Origin of the sequence: Brevibacillus sp. SKDU10 (assembly GCF_001645205.1) — a bacterium.
Classification (GTDB): Bacteria; Bacillota; Bacilli; order Brevibacillales; family Brevibacillaceae; genus Brevibacillus_B; species Brevibacillus_B halotolerans.
Map to the genome: position 1 here is coordinate 23442 of NZ_LSSO01000134.1, position 20405 is coordinate 43846.

General features: G+C 42.5%; 16 protein-coding genes. 4 read left to right on the top strand and 12 right to left on the bottom strand.

The annotated features are described in order from the left end of the window. Nucleotides 1-30 precede the first annotated feature (30 nt). The 3 genes from AYJ08_RS07515 to AYJ08_RS07525 all read right to left on the bottom strand — a co-directional run bounded on the left by AYJ08_RS07515 (nt 31) and on the right by AYJ08_RS07525 (nt 3481). Nucleotides 31-720 (bottom strand): GNAT family N-acetyltransferase, encoded by a 690-nt coding sequence (locus tag AYJ08_RS07515; protein WP_031412066.1) that lies wholly within the window; start codon nt 718-720, stop codon nt 31-33. A 333-nt stretch (nt 721-1053) separates the two neighbouring features. Next, complete coding sequence (gene asd / locus AYJ08_RS07520) at nt 1054-1899, bottom strand: archaetidylserine decarboxylase (RefSeq protein WP_064017204.1); 846 nt, start codon at nt 1897-1899, stop codon at nt 1054-1056. 88 nt (nt 1900-1987) lie between these two features. Beyond that, a complete protein-coding gene (locus tag AYJ08_RS07525) occupies nt 1988-3481 on the bottom strand; it encodes a methyl-accepting chemotaxis protein (RefSeq protein WP_064017205.1) in 1494 nt (497 codons plus the stop codon). Between the two features lie 457 nt (nt 3482-3938). Here AYJ08_RS07525 and AYJ08_RS07530 point away from each other — a divergent pair, with 457 nt between their 5' ends. After that, nucleotides 3939-5195 (top strand): helix-turn-helix transcriptional regulator, encoded by a 1257-nt coding sequence (locus tag AYJ08_RS07530; RefSeq protein WP_064017206.1) that lies wholly within the window; start codon nt 3939-3941, stop codon nt 5193-5195. A gap of 206 nt (nt 5196-5401) precedes the next feature. On the opposite strand, the gene pruA is transcribed toward AYJ08_RS07530, so the two are convergent. The 8 genes from pruA to AYJ08_RS07570 form a co-directional block, all read right to left on the bottom strand. Continuing rightward, a complete protein-coding gene (gene pruA / locus AYJ08_RS07535; RefSeq protein WP_064017207.1) occupies nt 5402-6949 on the bottom strand; it encodes an L-glutamate gamma-semialdehyde dehydrogenase in 1548 nt (515 codons plus the stop codon). Between the two features lie 161 nt (nt 6950-7110). Continuing rightward, the gene (locus tag AYJ08_RS07540) at nt 7111-8187 is read right to left on the bottom strand and encodes a CamS family sex pheromone protein (RefSeq protein ID WP_064017208.1); all 1077 of its coding nucleotides are present in this window, start codon (nt 8185-8187) and stop codon (nt 7111-7113) included. Between the two features lie 19 nt (nt 8188-8206). After that, nucleotides 8207-9148, bottom strand: coding sequence for a WD40/YVTN/BNR-like repeat-containing protein (locus AYJ08_RS07545; protein ID WP_064017241.1), 942 nt, complete (start codon nt 9146-9148; stop codon nt 8207-8209). 37 nt (nt 9149-9185) lie between these two features. Next, complete coding sequence (gene ligA / locus AYJ08_RS07550) at nt 9186-11192, bottom strand: NAD-dependent DNA ligase LigA (protein WP_064017209.1); 2007 nt, start codon at nt 11190-11192, stop codon at nt 9186-9188. A 31-nt stretch (nt 11193-11223) separates the two neighbouring features. Continuing rightward, nucleotides 11224-13581 (bottom strand): DNA helicase PcrA, encoded by a 2358-nt coding sequence (pcrA, locus tag AYJ08_RS07555; protein WP_064017210.1) that lies wholly within the window; start codon nt 13579-13581, stop codon nt 11224-11226. Between the two features lie 206 nt (nt 13582-13787). Beyond that, on the bottom strand, nt 13788-14489 hold the full coding sequence (gene pcrB / locus AYJ08_RS07560; protein ID WP_064017211.1) for a heptaprenylglyceryl phosphate synthase: 702 nt from the start codon (nt 14487-14489) through the stop codon (nt 13788-13790). A gap of 15 nt (nt 14490-14504) precedes the next feature. Then, nucleotides 14505-14795: a YerC/YecD family TrpR-related protein gene (locus AYJ08_RS07565; RefSeq protein WP_003335673.1), complete on the bottom strand. Its 291-nt coding sequence runs from the start codon at nt 14793-14795 to the stop codon at nt 14505-14507. A 141-nt stretch (nt 14796-14936) separates the two neighbouring features. Continuing rightward, nucleotides 14937-15980 (bottom strand): DUF3048 domain-containing protein, encoded by a 1044-nt coding sequence (locus AYJ08_RS07570; protein WP_064017212.1) that lies wholly within the window; start codon nt 15978-15980, stop codon nt 14937-14939. Between the two features lie 147 nt (nt 15981-16127). On the opposite strand from AYJ08_RS07570, the gene AYJ08_RS07575 reads away from it, so the two are divergent. The 3 genes from AYJ08_RS07575 to AYJ08_RS07585 all read left to right on the top strand — a co-directional run bounded on the left by AYJ08_RS07575 (nt 16128) and on the right by AYJ08_RS07585 (nt 19618). Then, on the top strand, nt 16128-16844 hold the full coding sequence (locus tag AYJ08_RS07575) for a response regulator transcription factor (protein ID WP_064017213.1): 717 nt from the start codon (nt 16128-16130) through the stop codon (nt 16842-16844). After that, nucleotides 16841-18265 carry a HAMP domain-containing sensor histidine kinase gene (locus AYJ08_RS07580; RefSeq protein WP_064017214.1) on the top strand — a complete coding sequence of 475 codons (1425 nt, stop codon included), beginning with the start codon at nt 16841-16843 and terminating at the stop codon, nt 18263-18265. Before AYJ08_RS07575 ends, AYJ08_RS07580 begins: the two co-directional genes overlap by 4 nt. Before the next feature lie 162 nt (nt 18266-18427). After that, nucleotides 18428-19618, top strand: coding sequence for a glycosyl hydrolase family 18 protein (locus AYJ08_RS07585; RefSeq protein WP_064017215.1), 1191 nt, complete (start codon nt 18428-18430; stop codon nt 19616-19618). Nucleotides 19619-19688: 70 nt separating this feature from the next. On the opposite strand, the gene AYJ08_RS07590 is transcribed toward AYJ08_RS07585, so the two are convergent. Next, a complete protein-coding gene (locus tag AYJ08_RS07590; RefSeq protein WP_064017216.1) occupies nt 19689-20396 on the bottom strand; it encodes an ABC transporter ATP-binding protein in 708 nt (235 codons plus the stop codon). Nucleotides 20397-20405: the final 9 nt, after the last annotated feature.

Below are 20405 nucleotides of genomic sequence, written 5' to 3' on the forward strand. Positions count from 1 at the left end.
AGATTATCTTAATTTAATGGTAGTATTTTGCTAAACTTGAAGATTAGCAAGTAATTCAGCTTCCATTTCATGCAAAATTTCGGCTTTTACGTTATTTATTTTTCCGTATTTTTCCTTATATACATCTTGAACAAAACGATACCATTCTTTTTGTAAGAATCCATCCGTATCCTTTGTCCATTTTACTAGTAAATGTAGTGGAACCTCTTTCGTATTCTCCCATAACGGTGGCTGCTTGTAAGGAACACCTTTCACAGGTACCAAGCCATTTCGGCTGAAGAACCGCAATCGGCGCTGAGTCAATATCTGTTCTTCCTCATCATGTGCATCCTCTTCACGCTCTGTCTCCAGTATAAAACCAGTCAGTTCAGCACCATGCTTACGGGCATCCTCTTGCAGAATTTTCTCAATTTTATCCATCATTTTACTACCTACACCACCGCTTTGAATAGCAGGATTCACCATCATATATACAATAAATCCGAGATTCCATGCTGCTAGGTAATGAAATGTACTAACAGCCACCACTTGTTGATTCTCATTGGTTCCTACTAATAGATGAAAAGCATCTGGTGCTGTTGGGCCTTTATCCGTTAGCCCTTTTAACAATATCTCATTAGGCTCACGTAGATCTTCGGTAAACATTTGCTCGTACAATTCTAATGCTTGAGGGATTAATGGTGACGTAATGTCCTTAATATCATGCCAAATGATCTCCATAGCTTATTAACTCTCCTTTTCTCGATGTGTAATCTTATTTGGTCGATTTCGTCTCTGAAATCTGTTCCTGCCATATTATGTCGTTACTCGAAAGCCAAAACGATATATGTATCTTCCAGTATATCGAATAAAAATTGCCTCAGCAAATTATGGAACAATTTCGCTTAGTAAGAGCCTCGCTCCTCGTCCTATTACAAACTAGGCTGACTGTATGCTGCAAACGACCAGGGCCTCCAACTCTATCACCTCTATATCTATAGAAAAACACAAAAAATCCCTTCTGCCCCCACCTATCATCAAGATAAGCAGCAAAAAGGATTTTTTTACGTGTTCTTATTCTACAGTTACGCTACTTGCGATTTTTTGCCCCATTTTTAGCACACTGCCTTCTTGAATTCCTTCTGCCCAATTCATCTTGCTTTTTTCAAACAGCAAAATAACGGTGGAACCGAATTCAAACCAGCCTAGTTCTCTTCCTTTTTCAAAGAGGGGAGTGCCACCAATCGCTTCACAAACTTGTTTTCCTTTTTTTACGTTCGTGGTTTGCGTATTATACGTTACTTTTACGCTACCTACAAATAATGCTCCCACCTTTACCACCGCTACATTTCCACATGCCTTACTCTGAACATAAGTGATCAGTCTTTCATTTCGTGCAAAAAGCTGTTCAACATGCTCAACTCCCATATTGTTCACAGGGTAAAGCTTCCCTGGCAGGTAGGAGTATTTAAACAGCTTGCCTTCAACTGGCATATGAATGCGATGATAGTCACGCGGACTTAAATAGATGGTCATAAAGGAGCCACCATTGAAGCGGCATGCCATATGTTCATCATTGCCTAGCAATTGGCTGACCGTATACGTTTTACCCTTTGCTTGGATGAGTGTTCCTTGTTGAATATCTCCCATCTGGGATACTTTCCCATCAACGGGACTGACTATCTCAGCATCCATATCGATAGGTCTCGCTTCAGGTTTCAGGCGGCGTGTAAAAAATTCCTTTAACGAGCGATACTCACGAACAGGCTTTTCAATTTCCGACACGTCAATCTGATAATGATTGATATATTTTTGGATGGCAAAACGGCTGAAACGGGAGCTAGCCACTTTTCCCATTTGTCTGGACATTACGTTTTGCGGAAGTTTGTTTATTAGCCCTTGAAACACACGTTTCTTCATAAGACCTCTCCTACTCATGGTATACATTGCTACTCTACCACGACAGGAGGCTCCCCGCAAATACTAGCAGAGGCCTTCTGCATGAGCCTTAATGCAAAGACTGACGTAAAGAGTGTGAAAGCTCGTTTAATTGGTGAATTTCCTCCGTAATACTGCTGATTTTATCACGCTGTGTCTCAGCCGAAGCGAATAGCTGCTCTAAACTAGCTACAGATTCCTCCGTGATGGAGGTAATATTCGAAACTTCATTTGTTACCTCGCTAGATCGTTGCTTTACTTGCACCATGCTGACCTGTACCAGTTCAACTGAGCCCATAAAGCCCGCCATTCCTGTACGCACTTTTTCCATGGATTCAACTGTCTTATTGGCTAGTTCCTGCCCCTTGGAAACAGAGCTTTCGCCCTCTTTCATATGAACTACAGCGGTTTGTGTATCCTGATGCAGCGCTTCCAAAATTCTAGCGATCTGTTGTGTAGCCGTTGCGCTCTGCTCTGCCAGCTTACGAACTTCATCTGCCACTACACCAAAGCCTCGACCATGTTCGCCTGCACGCGCTGATTCAATAGCAGCATTTAGGGCTAGAAGGTTGGTTTGTGTAGCAATTTGATTAATCGTCTCCACAATAGCTTCTACCTGGCCAGCCTGTTGATTTAACTTATGAATCGTATTTGACGCCATATCGACCGTACTGACAATATGTTGCATTTGAGCTGTAAGATCAGTCATCATATCAATGCCTTCAGAAAGACGTCGATTATTGCGCAAGGCTTCCTCTTTCATTTCATTTGCTTGTTCATTTACTTTCTTTATTTCATGATCAATGGACTGAATATCCTCTTCCACCTTCACAGTGGACTGTGCCTGCTGTTCCATGCCTGTTGCCACTTCTTTAAAGGCAACCAGCATTTCATCCGTGTTTTGCTTCGTGATATCAGCATTTTCATTCACTTGGTTAGAGGTCGCATCCAGGTTCTCTATCATAGTTGAGACGCGGGACAATAGCTCGGTTAGCTGAGCTTCTTTCACCTCTGCTTCCTGACGAGCCTCTTCTACACACTGCAAGGATGCACGCCCCGACAAGCATAAATATATCGAAACAATTGTAGTGAATACGACACCAACAAGACGAAGACCCAGATTAATAAGATCATGCTCACTTTTAAATAAGGTATACCAATCTGTTTGATAACCAATTAGCATAGAAGCTATATACAAAAGACCTGTAAATAACACTACCTTATAATCTAAATAAGCAGACATCAATGCCAACACTACGATTGGCAGGATCGCCATTTCTGGATATGGTGTAAAATGATCAAAGGATAGTGAATAAAAGACAAATCCTACTGCAACCAAATAACGCAACCAAATGCTATCCTTCTTGATAAAATACCAGGGTGACACAAGCAATGTCACAATGAGTCCTACCGATGTAAGGTTCCACATGGATATACCTGTAAACCATGAGTAGATGATTGACAGCCAAAGATGGTCCCATAAAAGGAAGATCATAAATCCCTCTTTGTTTGTCAACGTATTTCGTACTACATCAATTGTTCCATTGATCAACCTATTGATCATTCCCGCAGCTCTCCTTTTCCCTACACCACCAGAGGAATATGATGTCATACAGAACGCCTCTGACGATAACAAATTAAATAGTACAATCCCAACAGCCAACGGATCTATAGTTTTGTAGGTCGTGCTGTGCGGAGCCAATCCAGATCGGCTTACCTAGATTCTATGTATTTCATGCACAAGAAAACAGGTATAAAGTATGATTCCTTATTTATATACCATACTTATCGTACCATAGATGCAAGAATTTCATAGTTCTATCGAAAGATATTTGTAAAAATTTAAAAAATGGAGCAAATCGGTTATCATTCAAGCATTTTTTACAAAAACTGACGGTTCATCATATTTGTCGATTAAGTTAACAAAAAGAATATGAAGATCAAGGATAAGAAATGTAAAAATAGTGAAAATTCTTGTATAATAAACAATAGAATAATTCTGACAAAAAGGGTGAGGTAAGGTGAGCAATCAAATCGGAAAAGGAATTCGAGAATATCGTAAGAAGCTAGGCCTAACCCAAGGTGAGCTAGCTGAAGGTATTTGCAATCGCAGTTATATTAGCCAAATAGAAAAAGGAGATGTCGTTCCGTCTCCTGAAATCCTGGAAGAACTAGCTAAGAAGTTACAGACCGATCTCTCCACTATTTTTACTCCAACTGTCAAACCAGCCTTTACCAAAATTGAAATTGAAAATAACTTTCGCCATCTGGTAAATAGCATTGATACACAGGATTGGGAGATCGCCCAAAAATGGTTCAATAAATTAGAAGGCGCTGAAATGAGTCTTGAGCAAACGTGTATGTATCTCTGGTCGAAAGCTGTCTTATCGGAGAATAGAAGTCATTTCGATATTGCGGAATCCCTCTTTCAAGAAAGCATTAAAATTGCCCGTGAACTTGATAAATATGAGTGGCAAGTACGTATCCTTACTTCATTGGGCTTTCATTATTGCAAGACGAAGAAAGCAGATAAAGCCCTTCCCTATTTAAACGAAGCCATGCAATTAACCAACCGTTACCAAATTAATGGCTTATTACATATTACCCTGTTACATGCTGCTGGCTATATGCACGTCTCCATGGGTGAAATCCATTCGGCAATCGAACATCTTAGGCAAGCGGAACAGATATGCAAAAGCCTACGCGCCATATATCGGATGGAGTCCATTTATTTATTATTAGGAGTTTGCCATCAAATTTTAAAGCAGTACGAAGTAGCCCAGCGCTACTACGAAAAATCGTTAGATATTCTAAAAATCTCTCCTTCTCTTGCTTTAGAGGCTAATATTTACAACAATTTAGCCGTCATTTATACCGAGCAAAAGCATTATCAGCTAGCACATGAATATATCACGCGGGCTATGGCGCTTCACTCCCCTCAAGACCATGCGAAACTGATTGAATCAAAGATTGAACATGCTAATATCCTCAAAGGCTTGCTACGCTATGAGGAGGCTAGCCAGCTATGCTTAGAAATCTTTGAGCATTCAATAAATGAACATGCATATGCAGAGGCCAAGTTAGTCTATGCTTCTATCTTATGTGAAATGGGAAAAGGCTCTGAGGCGCTGTCACATTTAGAAGAAGCCCTACATTACTTTAATGAGTACAAATCCCAGCGTTATTTGCTAAAAGGACTAGCCTTATTAGCTAAAATAAACTTAAGGTTTGGCAAGATAGATTCCTTTTACTATCTGTACGAACAGTATATATCATAATTCTTTTCCGGTATAACGTTATCTGCACTTTGATTCAAATCAGATGCTTTCAAGTAGCATAGCTTGGCTCGATCATGTCTTGGACAGTAGCTGCAGCCAAGCTATCCTGCCTACATCTAGTTAACTCGTTTTCGATCTTACTCATAAATAAAGAGGGTAGCCCAAGTAGTTTATCTACTGAAGGCCCCCTCTTTTTGTCAGGATGCTTATAATAATTCAGACACTAATTTTGCTTGTGTAAATAGCAGGAGGTAATCAGGACCGCCTGCTTTGGAGTCCGTTCCTGACATGTTGAAGCCGCCGAATGGATGTACACCTACTAGTGCACCTGTACATTTACGGTTGAAATACAAATTGCCTACATGAAACTCCTCACGTGCGCGTTCTAAATGAGCACGATTTCGGCTGATAACAGAACCAGTTAGTCCATATTCTGTATTGTTAGCGATTTCCAAAGCATGATCAAAATCATTAGCTTTGCAGAAAGCCACAAACGGGCCAAAGATTTCCTCCTGCATAATTCGAGCATCTGGAGCCACGTCAGCAAATACAGTTGGCATAATATAGTAGCCTTCCTCCGGCCCTTTTGCTCCACCAGCCATTAATTTACCCTCTTGTTTTCCGATCTCGATATATTCCAAAATTTTATTATATGCTTTTTCATCCACCACTGGACCTGTATAGAACTCAGGGTTGCTGACATTTCCTACTGTTAATGCTTTTGTACGCTCAACAACACGCGCCAGTACCTCGTCGTATACATCTGCATGAATGATTGCGCGGGAGCAAGCCGAGCATTTTTGACCAGAGAAGCCAAACGCAGATGCTGTAATCGCTTGTGCGGCTAATTCCAGATCAGCATCGTTATCAACAATAATCGAGTCCTTGCCGCCCATTTCGGCCACTAAACGCTTCATCCATTTTTGACCTGGACGGTGTTTGGCCGCCAGCTCATTAATACGCAGACCTACATCACGGGAGCCTGTAAATGAAATGAAACGAGTCAATGTATGTTCTACTAAATAATCACCGATTTCGCTTCCGCTGCCTGGCACAAAGTTAACAACACCAGCAGGAACGCCTGCCTCATCAAGAATCTCCATGAACTTAGCTGCAATGACCGGAGTAGTAGAAGCTGGCTTCAAAACAACGGTATTTCCTGTTACCAACGCTGCCGTGGTCATGCCTACCATAATAGCAAGCGGGAAATTCCATGGAGGAATAACGATTCCTACACCCAATGGAATATAGTACAACTCATTATCTTCACCAGGAATGCGCGGCAGTGAATGTCGCTGACCTAATTGATCCATTTGTCTTGCATAGTATTCCATGAAATCGATTGCTTCTGCTGTATCAGCATCAGCCTCAGGCCAGCTTTTGCCTGATTCCTTTACCAACCAAGCTGAAAATTCATGTTTACGACGGCGCAGGATAGCTGCTGCCTTGTACAAATAGCGAGAACGAGCAGTAGGAGCAACACGTTTCCAGGTTTCAAAGGTTTTGGCTGCTACTTGAATGGCTTTCTCTGCTAATTCTTGGTCAGCTTGAGAAACAACCCCGATGCATTCATCTTTTTGGGAAGGGTTCATGGAACGGCTTTTCTTCTCCGTTTTGATACGTTCTCCACCAATGATGAGATCATATTCACGTCCAAGTTCGCTTTCAACTTTATCCATAGCGGCTTGAAATGCTTGCTTATTTTCAGGCAGATTAAAATTAACGAACGGTTCATTTTTGAATTCTACTTGCACTTAGGTTCGCCTCCTACTTCATCTTCCATGATCAACTTGTTACACCAAATAATCTATGCAAGATATATGCCATTCTTTATAATTCTGTAAAAACGTACGAAAAAAGACACCAATTGAACAGTTCTGTCTAATTGGTGTCTCACTCCGTTTGTACACATGTGTTAATTTCGATAGATATGCATGTACGATTTTCCATCAGCCGGTCGCACATAAATTGCTAATGGTTGATTGATGGACTGAACATAAAAGTTTACATGAACCCTTTTATCTATATATTGATCTATTGCTTGAGCAATCATCTGTGTGAACTGAATTACTTCTGTCCGAGAATCATACTCTGCGGTTGCATTGATGGTCAATTCTGTCAAATCCCCATTTAAGAAGCGTGCCGTACCTGTCATTCCCACAAATTCCTGGAAGAAGCTCTGTCCCTGCTTCATCAATTTCTCGAATTGCAAGGAGGCCTGTGGATACTTACTGTATGCCGCATCCCCTGGCAGCAGGAAATATTCTTCATTGATGGGCTGCCATTTCGCAACACTGCTGTCATTCGCATTCACGATACCAGACATGATAAAATTACCCGGTACTAGGTTAGAGCTTGATTCTGGCACTTGATACATCGCTACAACAAGCGGTATCTGTGGATTCTCCGCTCTTACCTTCATGACGATTTTGGCAGCGATTTGTTGCCCCTTCGACCGGAGCTCGTCCACACTTAACCGTTTTTCCAAACCAGACGGATCTTGATAAATGGGGGATAAAGATAGACCTAAGACTATACCCGCCAGCTTTTGGTCTTTTTTATCCAGATAATTATGCTCCAGCACATTGACAAGCAATTTATTGGCTTTATCCGGATTTAAACCTTCCGGGTTCTTCTTTTCCCATTCAATCCAAGTGGTTACCTGCTTGCGGGAGATTCGCTGGCCTTCCTGAAACAAGTACGAACTCGGAGAAAAGCTTTCTTTTGCAATTTCCATCATGCCGTACTCTAAGTGACTAAAATCAATGCGATATTTAGGATTAGAGCTAAGCATGCCTCGTGTTTGGTTCTTTTGATAAGGCATGGCGGCGCTGCCGTAGTAATTTTCGTCCACCTGTAAAACAGAAGACACGGCAGGCGCTACCGGATCCGCGCTATCCTTCTTTCCCGGTAACAATGAACATGCTGACAACAGCACCGAACAAGCTATCAGGATGCAAAGACAACGTACAAGCTTTCTTTTCGTTTTCATATTGCAAACTCCTTACTTGTTACTCCCACTTTTTCCACTTTTCTTGGCTGTATCTATAGATTTGGGCTGATTCTCCAATTCCGATGATAGGTGTATCGGCTGTACCGTAGGAGATATTAATCAGTTTTTCTGGAAGGTCTGAGGATAGGAGAGTCCACTCCTTGCCAGCCTTAATTAAAATACCTTTATCACTTGCTGCATATAGGGTGTCTGTAGATTTATTTGCTGCAATTGAGTAAATGTGCGAATCGCTTTCTCGCCATTCAACCTGCCAATCGCCATCATGTATATCTATTGATAACAGTTCGTTTTGAGTGAGTACGTACAATTTTTGCTCACTGGGTACATAATCCAAATCATACCCTTCTACTGAATCAATAGGGAATCGTAAATGCCAATTCGCACCGGCATCTGTTGATTCATATACGCCTTCACGGTTCACAAATGCATAGAGGAATGTCCCTTTATCGGTTGGAACTCCAATTAGAGATTGAATGTCATACCCTTGTGGCAATCCTCCCTCTATCCGTTTCCAGGATTTACCTCCATCCTTGGATACCTTGCAAACCTTTGCGCCGGCTACATATATCTGTTTCGGCTTCTTCGGATCAAAAAAGATCGTCTTGACATCCGCCTGTTCCAACTCTTCTGCAACTGCTCCCCATAATCCATGATCGGCAGATGCATAGAGTCCCGCATGCGTTGCCAGCCAGACTTGTTCTCCCCCTTGATCTAGGGCCAATGAATTGATACTGTCCCCTTTTTGCAACACATCCTGGTACGTCAGTTCACCTGTGATCTGAGCCAATTTCACCGATTGTTTCACAACCGGTTCTTCCATCGTCTGGCCCGCATCTACGATTTCTGTTTCAACTGACTTATGTGTTGCAGTAGCACAACCGCTGAGCAAAAGGAGCACACTAATGCTTGCTCCCATCTGTTTAAGCGTGAATCTATCCATCACCTTCACACCTTTGCTTAATATCTCCTCAGCCCACCTATGATAATAGCGCTAAAAATGCCTCTTCATCCAGTACAGTTATACCCAATTTTTCAGCTTTTTCTAATTTGGAGCCTGCTTTTTCGCCAGCAATTACGAGATCGGTTTTTTTACTAACGCTCCCTGTTACTTTGCCGCCAAGCATAGCAATCTTTTCCTCTGCCTCCTGCCGTGTTAATTGCGTCAGTGTACCGGTTAAGACTACTGTTTTACCTGAGAAGGGAAGGTCCTCACCTGCTTGGACACGAACACCTTTATATTTCATGTTCACGCCAGCATTCTTGAGCTTCTCAATCAATTCCTGTACTTGCGGCATGGAGAAATAGGTTAAGATACTTTCAGCCATTTTGGGACCGATCTCGTCAATAGCGATCAGTTCTTCTGCTGTCGCCTGCATGATATGATCAATGTCACCGAATTGCTCAGCAAGTACCTTCGCTGCTTTGGCTCCCACCAATCGAATTCCTAATCCGAAAAGTAGGCGCTCCACAGAATTTTCCTTGCTAGCTTCAATTGCTTGTAGCATCTTATCGACAGATTTCTCACCCATTCGCTCTAATTGTAACAGTTGTTCCCGCTTATCGTGCAGATAATATAAATCGGCGACGCTTGTAATGAGACCTGCGGCAAATAGTGAAGCTACCACTTTCTCTCCAAGTCCATCTAAATTCATCGCTTGCCGGGATACAAAGTGAGACATTCCTTCACGAATAACGGCTGGACATTCTGGATTAATACAACGCAATGCCACTTCATCCGGTAGACGAACCAATTCGCTCGCACACTCCGGGCAGTGAGTTGGCATCATAAATGGACGTTCTTCTCCCGTGCGTCGTTCCTTTAACACTTCTACAATCTCAGGTATAATGTCACCTGCTTTTTTTACAAGCACGTAATCACCTAAGAGTAGTCCTTTTTTCATAATAATGTCTTCATTGTGTAAAGATGCTCGTTTTACCTCAGTTCCAGCTAAGATGACAGGCTGAAGCAACGCTGTAGGTGTCACCACTCCGGTACGCCCAACTGACACCTCAATATCCTTTAACTGTGTCACGGCCTCTTCAGCCGGGAATTTATAAGCAATCGCCCAGCGTGGACTCTTCGCTGTAAAGCCAAGTTCCTGTTGCTGAGCAAAGCTATCTACCTTAATCACCATACCATCAATCTCATAAGAGAGCTCTGGGCGTTTGAGCGTCCAGCTTTGCACAAATTCAATCACTTCTTCTATGTCATCAAAGGTACGGCGTTCCTGATTCACCGAAAAGCCTAGCCGTTCTAAGAAAGTAAGGCCCTCACTGTGAGAATCAATCTGACGCCCTTCTACTTCACCGATCTGATAAATAAACGTGGAAAGAGAGCGAGAGGCTGCAATCTTAGGATCTAGCTGACGCAAGGAGCCTGCCGCTGAGTTGCGCGGATTAGCAAATAATGCTTCTTCCCGCTCCGCCCGTTCTTTATTCAAGCGGTCAAAAGCAATTTTTGACATAAAGGCCTCTCCGCGAACCTCCATGGTAATTGGTTCTGGTAAACGCAACGGAATAGAGCGAATCGTTTTCAGGTTTTGGGTGATATCCTCCCCGGTAGTCCCGTCTCCACGTGTTGCTCCCTTTACGAAAAGTCCGTTTTCATAACGAAGAGAGACAGCTAGCCCATCAATTTTTAATTCGCAGACATAGCGAACAGTTTGGTTTCCTAAGCCCTGACGCACACGACGATCAAAATCGCGTAAATCATCCTCATCAAAAGCATTCCCAAGACTTAACATCGGTGTTTTATGCACAACCTTTTCAAAAAAAGGCAATGGCATACCTCCGACACGCTGGGTAGGAGAATCAGGAGTAACCATATCCGGCCATTGGTCCTCCAGATCTTGCAATTCACGCATCATTTGATCATATTCCTGGTCCGTAATCTGCGGATTATCCTCTGTATAATAATGACGGCTTTCCTCTTCAATCCGTTTCTTTAGTTTGGCAATTTGTTGTTCTGCAGCAACACGATCCACGTATCTCTTCATCCTTTCCGTTCGTTCAAAATCAACCTTTTTCAATAGGAGCAAACTTAGCAAGTAATTTCTTAATTCCTACTGGGCTAGGGAAGGCAATATCCAGCTCGGTGTTGTCACCTGCACCTTTAACACTAACCACTGTTCCTGTTCCCCATTTACCATGCTTAGCCTTATCTCCTACCTTCCAATCTGTTTGTGAGGCTGCTCCGTGTGCCGGCAATTTTGTTGCCTGGTTCAAGCCACGAAATGCGCTTGGCTGCATTGAGACAGTTGATTCTGTAGGTTTAGGGGAACGTCCAAATGTACCCCCTGTACGTCCTCCTGCTCCAAATCGACCAGTTTGACCTTTGCGGCCAGCGCCCAATCCTGAGCCTGAGCCGAAGACGCCACTTGAACCAAAACCACCTTCAGACCCACCGCCTGAACCGAGGTCACCAGTAAGTAGTTCCTCTGGCATTTCATTGAAAAAGCGGGATTGCATATTCATATTTGTACGTCCATATAGCGTACGCATTCTTGCTCGTGTCATAAATAATTTTTGTTCGGCACGAGTAATTCCCACATAAGCCAGACGTCGTTCCTCTTCCATTTCACTGTCATCAAACAGAGCACGACTATGAGGGAAAACTCCTTCCTCCATACCCACTAGGAAGACAACAGGAAACTCCAAGCCCTTAGCGCTGTGCAAGGTCATTAGCACGACTTGTCCATCATCTGGTACCGCTTCCTCTGTATCATCATTGCCAAGTGAATCAATATCTGCCACCAATGCTAGGTCAGTTAGAAAAGCCAGCAAGGTTTTATCCTCGCTCTTTTTCTCAAATTCTTGCGTAACAGACAGAAACTCGTCGATGTTTTCTAAGCGAGCCGCTGCTTCTAGTGATTTATCCTCTTTTAACGATTCACGATAGCCCGATTGCTTCAAGATTTCTTCAACAAGCTCGGTTACACTTAAATAATCCACCATCTGCATCAGGTTTTTTATCATATCCGAGAAGGCTAAAATAGCATTGGTTGTTCGAGAGGCAAGCCCCATATACGCTACTTCCTGGGTGGCTTGAAAGAGTGTCAAACCATGTGCGCTGGCATAGGCTTGCAGCTTTTCTACCGTAGTATCCCCTATATTACGCTTTGGTACATTAATAATACGGGTCAAGCTGATATCATCGTCAGGATTGGATACTAAGCGCAAATAAGCTAGTACGTCTTTAATCTCCTTGCGATCGTAGAACTTCGTGCCTCCGACAATGGTATAAGGAATAGTCGATTTAACCAACACATCCTCCAGTACACGCGACTGGGCATTCGTACGATATAAAATGGCAAATTTGTCGTATCGTTTATAGGTTTTCAGTTGTTCTCGAATCATATCCACAACAAAGTAGGCTTCGTCATGCTCTGATTCAGCCTGATAGCAATAAATTTTGTCTCCTGCTTCTTTGTTGGTCCAAAGATTTTTCTCTTTGCGGTTCTTATTATTTTTAATGACGTGGTTAGCTGCTTCTAAGATATTTTTCGTCGAGCGATAGTTTTGCTCCAGCTTTATTAATTTCGCATGAGGATATTCCTTCTCAAAGTTAAGAATGATCGAAATATCAGCACCGCGCCATTTATAAATACTCTGGTCTGCATCACCCACACAGCAAATGTTTTTGTGCATGTCGGCAAGCATGCTAATCAGCATATATTGGGCTCGGTTTGTATCCTGATACTCATCTACATGGATATATTTGAACTTGCGCTGATAGAATTCCAACACTTCCGGCACTTCTTTAAATAAACGAATCGTCGTCATGATTAGGTCATCAAAATCAAGCGATTGGTTCGTTTTCAACTTCTTCATGTACAACTCATACACTTGTGCTACAATGCGCTGGAACTGATCTCCCGCTACTTGCTCATAACGCTTTGGATCAAGCAATTCGTTCTTCGCTCCACTAATTGCGCCTAAAATAGACCGTGGTTCAAATTTTTTCACATCAATATTTAGTTCTTTCATACACTGCTTGACCACAGTCAACTGATCGCCTGCATCCAAAATGGTAAAATTACGGCTAATGTTAATCCGATCTATATCTCTTCGTAAAATGCGTACACACAGAGAATGGAAGGTAGAAATCCAAATATCATCCGCTCCAGCATCCCGACCAACCATTCTTTCCACACGCTCTTTCATCTCACGAGCCGCTTTATTCGTAAAGGTAATCGCAAGAATGCTCCAAGGAAACACCTGCTTATATCCAACTAGATATGAAATTCGTTGGGTAAGAACGCGGGTTTTACCACTGCCTGCGCCTGCCAGAATCAGCACTGGTCCCTCTGTGGTCTCCACTGCTTTTTTCTGTTCAGGATTTAAACCCGCGAAAAAATTATCTTGAGTTAACATGCCGTAAGCCACCTTTCATTTTGCTTCTTTTCCTTCGTCCCAAAAGAAAGCATATGTTCCTATTTTGTCATAACTTTCCCTGTTATGCCACTCACTCTTTTAGGAAAAAAGACTCCTTTTTTATTCCATTTTTTATCTGAAAGAAAAGAAACTCCTCGGCATTGGCTCAAGGAGTTTCCTGTAAGTCATGTGTGAGTAAAACTAAACTAGAAACGACGCTCTGTCTCTTTTACCGCAGCAACAGTAGATAGAGCCTGTTCCAGAGAATCATAGATGATATTGCCAACAACCACTGTATCAGCGATTGCTGCCATTTCACGAGCTTGGCTTGCATCCGTAATCCCGCCGCCATACATGAGGTGTCCTTCATCCAACGCTGTTTTGCAGGCCTCAACCATCTGCGGGTCGCCATATGTACCGCTGTATTCGATATACACGATTGGCAAACGACATAATTTCGTAGCCGTTTGCACGTAAGCCTTCGCTTCTGCTTTTGACGAAATGGCACGAGCGTTGGTTACCTCAGCTACCGCCGAATCCGGATTAAACACCAAATACCCTTCCGCTACAATATCATCCCAATGTATATAGCTTCCCAGTGAGCTTAGCGCCTCTACATGCGGAGCGAAAATCACATCTGGATTGCTTGCATTTAAAACGATAGGGATAAAGTATCCATCAAAGCCTGGAACAATGGCCTGCAAATTGGAGACCTCCAGCATGCACGGTACAGCATAGCGTCTAATACGCGACATTAGGTCAAGCGTGTTGTCAAATGTGACACCAAGGGTTCCCCCCACAATAATCGCATCTGTACCTGACTCGCAGATTTGCTCCAATTGATCGTCATCAATAGGCTTTTCTGGGTCCAGTTTAAAAACATGTCGCCAGTTGCTAAATTCAATCACGTTGATACCTCCGCTTTATTTACCGATCCGATCCAATGCCAGTTGGTAACCATCATTACCGTAATTGAGGCATCGCTTAACACGAGAGATCGTCGCTGTACTCGCACCTGTTTCCGATTCAATGTGGTTATAGGTATATCCTTTACGCAGCATGCGCGCCACTTCCAAGCGTTGAGCAAGTGACTGCATCTCATTTACCGTACATAGATCATCAAAAAATTTATAGCATTCTTCCATGTCTTTTAAGGACAAGATTGATTCAAAAAGTTGTTCAATTCCCTTACCCTTCAATTTCTCTAATTGCATGAAAAATCACCCCGTGATCGTCTTGGGAACTTTTTCTCTCTGTAAAGTTTTTAAGTACTAAAGTTCTGCTTTCATGATAGAGCAAAAGACTTCTCTGTGCAAGACGATGTTTATCAATTTTACCTGTTTCCTAAAGTTTGGTTATTGAAAGCTAAGATGCTGGTCTAGGCTTGGTGTATTCGGCACGATGTTTACCCATGTATTGCCCGGGAGCAAAGGGATTTCCTTCGTTAGAGCAGCGTCCTCAAATGCTCGAATAACGCCATCCTTTCTTGCCCATTTGATTGGTTTTGCTTTTCCTTGCTGGAACAGATAACCTTCCCCAGGGCCATTTACATCGACCTCACGCCGGCCTTCATTATCCAGCACCTTATGCTTAGTTGAAATCACCAGTACATTCGTGATTTCAAGTTGTTTGTCTGATGTTAGATCCTTATGAACCTCACCTTGTGTAAAGCGTAAATATTTCCCCTTATCCGCATCATATTTGTAACTAAGCGAGTATTGCGGATGCGGTTTGACCTTAATTTCTGCCGCAGGCTGTCCTTGCTCTATTTTGGTATCTTTAGGCAGGAAGGGGAAAAACGGTAGATCAGAGGTCAAACGCATATTTTTCGCCTGCATCGCTTTTTCGATACGGCTTAGATCGGTATATACATTATGAGGAGCGGAACGGAATTTTTCCCTCCAGAAATACGTACTGTTGCTGATCTCATTAATATCGTCATCTGCGCCTTTAAGTATGGAAAGAGCATCCGGGCTTCCACCTACATGCACCAGAATGGAATCTAAGCCTCTGCCCAATTTAATAAAGTACGGACGAATACTTCTTACTGGTCCAATCGTTTTAGGAGTTTGACTGTGAAAAATAGCTAAAAAGCGTGTCACTTCACCTTCCGACAGCACTTCGTACACGATATCAGCTTTATCCAGTCCAGATTGCGGTCTAGCTTTTGGATGATTATTAATCATAACCATTACGGGACGATGATCAATTCGCTCATCCACCCCCATCCCTGTTAGCGGAGCTGTATAAGGAAATGTCTTTTCTTGTAAAGGTTCAGAAACTGGTGGCGTCACCGGATTTGTTTGCGGTGGTTGTTCTTTATTTGCTAACGGGTTACATGATGCCAATAAGGCTGATGCTGTCACAACGACAACCGCATACTTCCAGAAATGTGTCATATATGCCTCACTCCTTTTTTGTCCCTACTATTTTTCGAGCAAGTTCCGCATAATTCCTGCCACAACTTTCCCACATTCCTTCTATTTGGTTCCCACATGTTTTTATGCAAGCTATGGTACTATGATAGATAGAAAGGAAGGGTGACCATGACTCAGACCACACCTTATCTGGTTTATCTGGTTGATGATGAAACGAATTTGCTAGAGCTATTGCGCTCCTATCTTGTCCGGGCAGGTTTTGAAGTAAAAACCTTTCAGAGCGGAGAAGAGGTTCTAGCTGTTCTTGACGATACCAAACCGCACTTATGGATTCTTGATATTATGTTGCCTGATATAGATGGATACGAGCTTCTTAGACTAATCCGAAATAAGTGGGAAGACGTTCCGATCATGTTCATTTCTGCTCGGGATCAGGATATTGATAAAATTATCGGGCTAGAGCTAGGCAGCGATGACTATTTGGCAAAGCCCTTTTTGCCTCGTGAGCTAGTCATTCGCACACAGCGTTTGTTGCATCGCACCTATGAAAAGACTGGACGATCTGTAACAACAACTGCCCAATCTCCGGCAGTGTATGAGGACTGGATAAATGTCTCTTCCTATTTCATTTCAGAAAAAGGCAGATTGGTTAAGGAAAACGAGCAAATGATTGATTTAACGACAAAAGAGTTTGATTTGGTGCTTTACTTTATAAAAAATCAGGGCCAAGCTTTGCAGCGCGAGCAAATCCTTACCGCTGTTTGGGGCGATGACTATATCGGATCAGATCGAGCTGTGGATGATCTGGTAAAACGCATTCGTAAAAAGATGCCTGATTTTCCATTGGAGACGGTATATGGCTTTGGTTACCGGATGACGAAATGATAGGAAAATTTTCGTTACAGAACATGCCGTTAGCCAAACAGATTTTTTTACTGTTTTTATCCTTGACAATCTTGCTTGGGGCAAGTGTAGCCATTCTTTATCCTTATACCTTAAAGCAGATTCTACTGGATAATACGTATTCATTGCTTGAAGATGAAATTGAGAAGGTGTCAGAGAAAATCTCCTTTACGCAAAAGCACGAGCTTGTACCGCTGCCAGCTTTCACCTCTCCACAAATGCTGAGGTTATTGTTACAAGACTATAACTATTCTTTTCAGATGATGGTGTTTAGTACAGATGGTCAACTAATCGGGTTCCAGCATCTGCCCAAGAAAGGCGTTCCATTGAAGGTTGCAGCTGGACTTTTTAAAGAAGCTTCTGCTCACAAAGGCTCAACCCCTTATAAAGGAAGCACCGAGTGGGATAATGAAAATTTCTTGATGGTAAGCCAAAAAATGGATTATTTTGGATTCCCTTATTACCTCGTGATATTTACAAAGGAAAACGAAATCATTCAAATCAATAACATGCTTACCAAAAGATTCTTCATTATTTTTGCCTTTTTTATCTTTGTCAGCTTGTTATTAGCTGGTTGGTTTAGCGGGTATTTGAGTACCCCCTTACGCCGTTTAGAAGAATCCTGCCAAAAGATTGCGCGCCGTCAATTTGACATTCCGCTAATGGTTGATCGCAAGGATGAGATCGGTCAGTTGGCTCGCTCCTTTGACATGATGAAAAAGCAATTGAAGGATCATGACGAATCTCAGCAACACTTTGTGCAAAATATTTCCCATGAATTAAAAACGCCAATTATGGCGATTCAAGGCTATGCACAAGGCTTGATAGACGGCGTTTTTCAAGGTGCTGAGGCCCAAAAAGGCTTGTCCATTATTATGGAGGAAAGCAACCGTTTGGAGACTGTGGTTGAACAACTCTTGTATTTAACCAAAGTAGAATCAGTTGATAAAATGATGACCTTTACTTCATTAGACTTAACAGAAATGATAGGACTGCTACATCAACGCTATCATCTTCTGCACCCACATTTAGCATGGCAGATTGAGATACCGGAAACCCTGCCAATGAAGGGCGATGGTGAACAGCTTTACAGTGCTTTTACTAATATTGTGGAAAATCAGCTACGATACGCCAAAACCACAATCACCATCACAGCCAAAGTGGTACAAGAACAAATCGAAATCGCTATTTCTAATGACGGTCCGCCTATTGAGGAAAGCGTCATGCCTTATTTATTCCAACGTTTCCGCAAAGGGAAAACGGGTAAGCACGGCTTAGGTCTCGCTATTGCACGTGCTGTTCTGGAAGCGCATGGAGGATCGATTACGGCTAAAAATATTTCTGAGCAGCAGGGGGTTATGTTTATTGCGACCTTGCCGCAAAAGCAATCTCATTTAGGATAACAAAACGGTAATCGGGAGGAAATTTCCCGGTTACCGTTTTTTAAGCTCTTCCAGCATGAGCCTATTCTCGCAAGTAACGTGTATAACTTTTTGTCAATTGCCACATGTTAAAACTAACAATCAGGATAAAACTACCTTTATGACTAAGAAAGGAGAGAAGAAATGCCACGTCTCTTCTCACGCGTCTTCATCTTGTTGTTGGTGATTAGCTCTATGCTGGTAGCTTCTTGTCAATCCGGTTCACCGTATCAAAATAAATCTGCTACCTCTGCTCGAAATACTTCTCCCCACTTTGCATCCGTTCATGAGACTCCTACTATACAAAACGTAATTTCTAGCACCAGACCCAGAGAGATGATTGGGTTTTATACAGAATCGGAGGAACCTTATCCTGGATCTCTTCCGACCTTATCAGCTCAGCATGAACAGCTTAGTACAATCGTACCCTTTTGGTATAAGCTGGATGATAAAAATCCTGGATATTTAAAAACAACCCTTTCAAAAGAAGAGCAGCAAAAGATCATAGATCGGGCACATGCCAATCAAGTTCAAGTCTATCTGTTAGTTCATAATCTGTTCTATGGTTCTATCCAAAAAGGAAAGGATGTTGCGCGAGATATCTTGCGCAATCCTAAGAATCAGCGTTATTTTTTGCGTAATTTAGAACGTGAAGTGCTTTCCATGGGCTATGACGGCGTTAATTTGGACATTGAAAATCTATATCTAGAAGACAAGTTTGCATTCACTCAGTTGGTAAAAAATGTAACGCAATTGATGCACCGGTATGGCAAGACCGTCACAGTCTGTGTTCCTGCTAATACAGGCGATGAACGTTCCAATGCATGGTCTCCTTGGTTTGATTATAAGCTACTGGGTCGCTACGCTGATCGCTTGGTGATCATGGCCTATGACGAGCATAATCCGCGAACCAAACCAGGACCTGTTGCCTCCATTCAATGGGTTGAAGATACGGTGCGCTATGCACTCTCACAGGGGGTTCCTGCTCAAAAAATCTTACTTGGGGTTGCTGGGTATGGTTGGAATTGGAACAGCAGCGGTGAAAAAGCCGAGTATCAATCCTATAAAAGCCTTATGGAGCTAAGCAAAATCCACGGAGCCACTCTTAATTGGGATCAGGAACGCCTCTCCCCCCATATGCAATACATGGATGAAGACGGGAATATGCACATCGTTTGGTTTGAAAACTCTTTTAGCACCCGCTCCAAGCTAGATTTAATTGAGAAATATGATCTGGCTGGGATAGCCCTTTGGCGCTTGGGACTAGAGGACCCAACCATTTGGGATAACCTTTCCAATCAAATTGATGTCTGGAAAACAGATACGATTCATTAATGAAGGGCAAGCCCTGTACACAACAAAAACCTTGAATTCTAGAGTAGATTTCAAGGTTTTTGTTGCTATTCTATGCCAAATACGCCTCTCTCACCTGAGGATCTGATAGCAGATTTTTTGCATCATCCTTCAAAATGATCTCACCCGTCTGGATGACATAGCCTCGGTGTGCAATGGCAAGCGCCTGATTTGCATTCTGTTCTACCAACAGGATGGTCATACCCTCTTGATTTAATTCCGTGATGATCTCGAAGATTTGCTCAACTAAAATGGGAGCTAACCCCATAGATGGCTCATCTAACATCAGGATTTTGGGCTTCATCATTAATCCACGAGCGATAGCCAGCATTTGCTGTTCACCGCCTGACATCGTGCCACCTTTTTGAGATACTCGTTCTTTTAAGCGTGGAAAATAATGAAAGGCTCGTTCGATACCCTCTTCCATCACTTTTTTATCCTTGATAGAAAAGGCCCCCATCTCCAAATTTTCCTTAACAGTCAATTTTGGAAATATCCGCCTTCCCTCCGGAACATGGGCAATTCCTAATGCTGAGATATCATGCGGTTTTTTACCGGTAATTGCTTGCCCGTTCAATAACACTTGGCCTTCTTTGGTACGTACTTGACCACATATGGCTTTTAAGGTAGTTGATTTTCCAGCTCCATTAGAGCCTATAAGAGTTACAACTTCTCCCTGCTCTACCGTAATACTTAGACCTTTTAACGCATGGATGCCACCGTAATAGGTATGAACCTCCTTCAATTCCAATAATGCCATCGCTCTTCC

Bases quoted from the DNA above. Each gene is read 5' to 3' on its own strand.
- AYJ08_RS07515 (WP_031412066.1), bottom strand. From the start codon at position 720: ATGGAGATCATTTGGCATGATATTAAGGACATTACGTCACCATTAATC.
- asd (WP_064017204.1), bottom strand. From the start codon at position 1,899: ATGAAGAAACGTGTGTTTCAAGGGCTAATAAACAAACTTCCGCAAAAC.
- AYJ08_RS07525 (WP_064017205.1), bottom strand. From the start codon at position 3,481: ATGATCAATAGGTTGATCAATGGAACAATTGATGTAGTACGAAATACG.
- AYJ08_RS07540 (WP_064017208.1), bottom strand. From the start codon at position 8,187: ATGAAAACGAAAAGAAAGCTTGTACGTTGTCTTTGCATCCTGATAGCT.
- AYJ08_RS07545 (WP_064017241.1), bottom strand. From the start codon at position 9,148: ATGGATAGATTCACGCTTAAACAGATGGGAGCAAGCATTAGTGTGCTC.
- pcrA (WP_064017210.1), bottom strand. From the start codon at position 13,581: ATGTTAACTCAAGATAATTTTTTCGCGGGTTTAAATCCTGAACAGAAA.
- AYJ08_RS07565 (WP_003335673.1), bottom strand. From the start codon at position 14,795: ATGCAATTAGAGAAATTGAAGGGTAAGGGAATTGAACAACTTTTTGAA.
- AYJ08_RS07570 (WP_064017212.1), bottom strand. From the start codon at position 15,980: ATGACACATTTCTGGAAGTATGCGGTTGTCGTTGTGACAGCATCAGCC.
- AYJ08_RS07575 (WP_064017213.1), top strand. From the start codon at position 16,128: ATGACTCAGACCACACCTTATCTGGTTTATCTGGTTGATGATGAAACG.
- AYJ08_RS07580 (WP_064017214.1), top strand. From the start codon at position 16,841: ATGATAGGAAAATTTTCGTTACAGAACATGCCGTTAGCCAAACAGATT.
- AYJ08_RS07585 (WP_064017215.1), top strand. From the start codon at position 18,428: ATGCCACGTCTCTTCTCACGCGTCTTCATCTTGTTGTTGGTGATTAGC.
- AYJ08_RS07590 (WP_064017216.1), bottom strand. From the start codon at position 20,396: ATGGCATTATTGGAATTGAAGGAGGTTCATACCTATTACGGTGGCATC.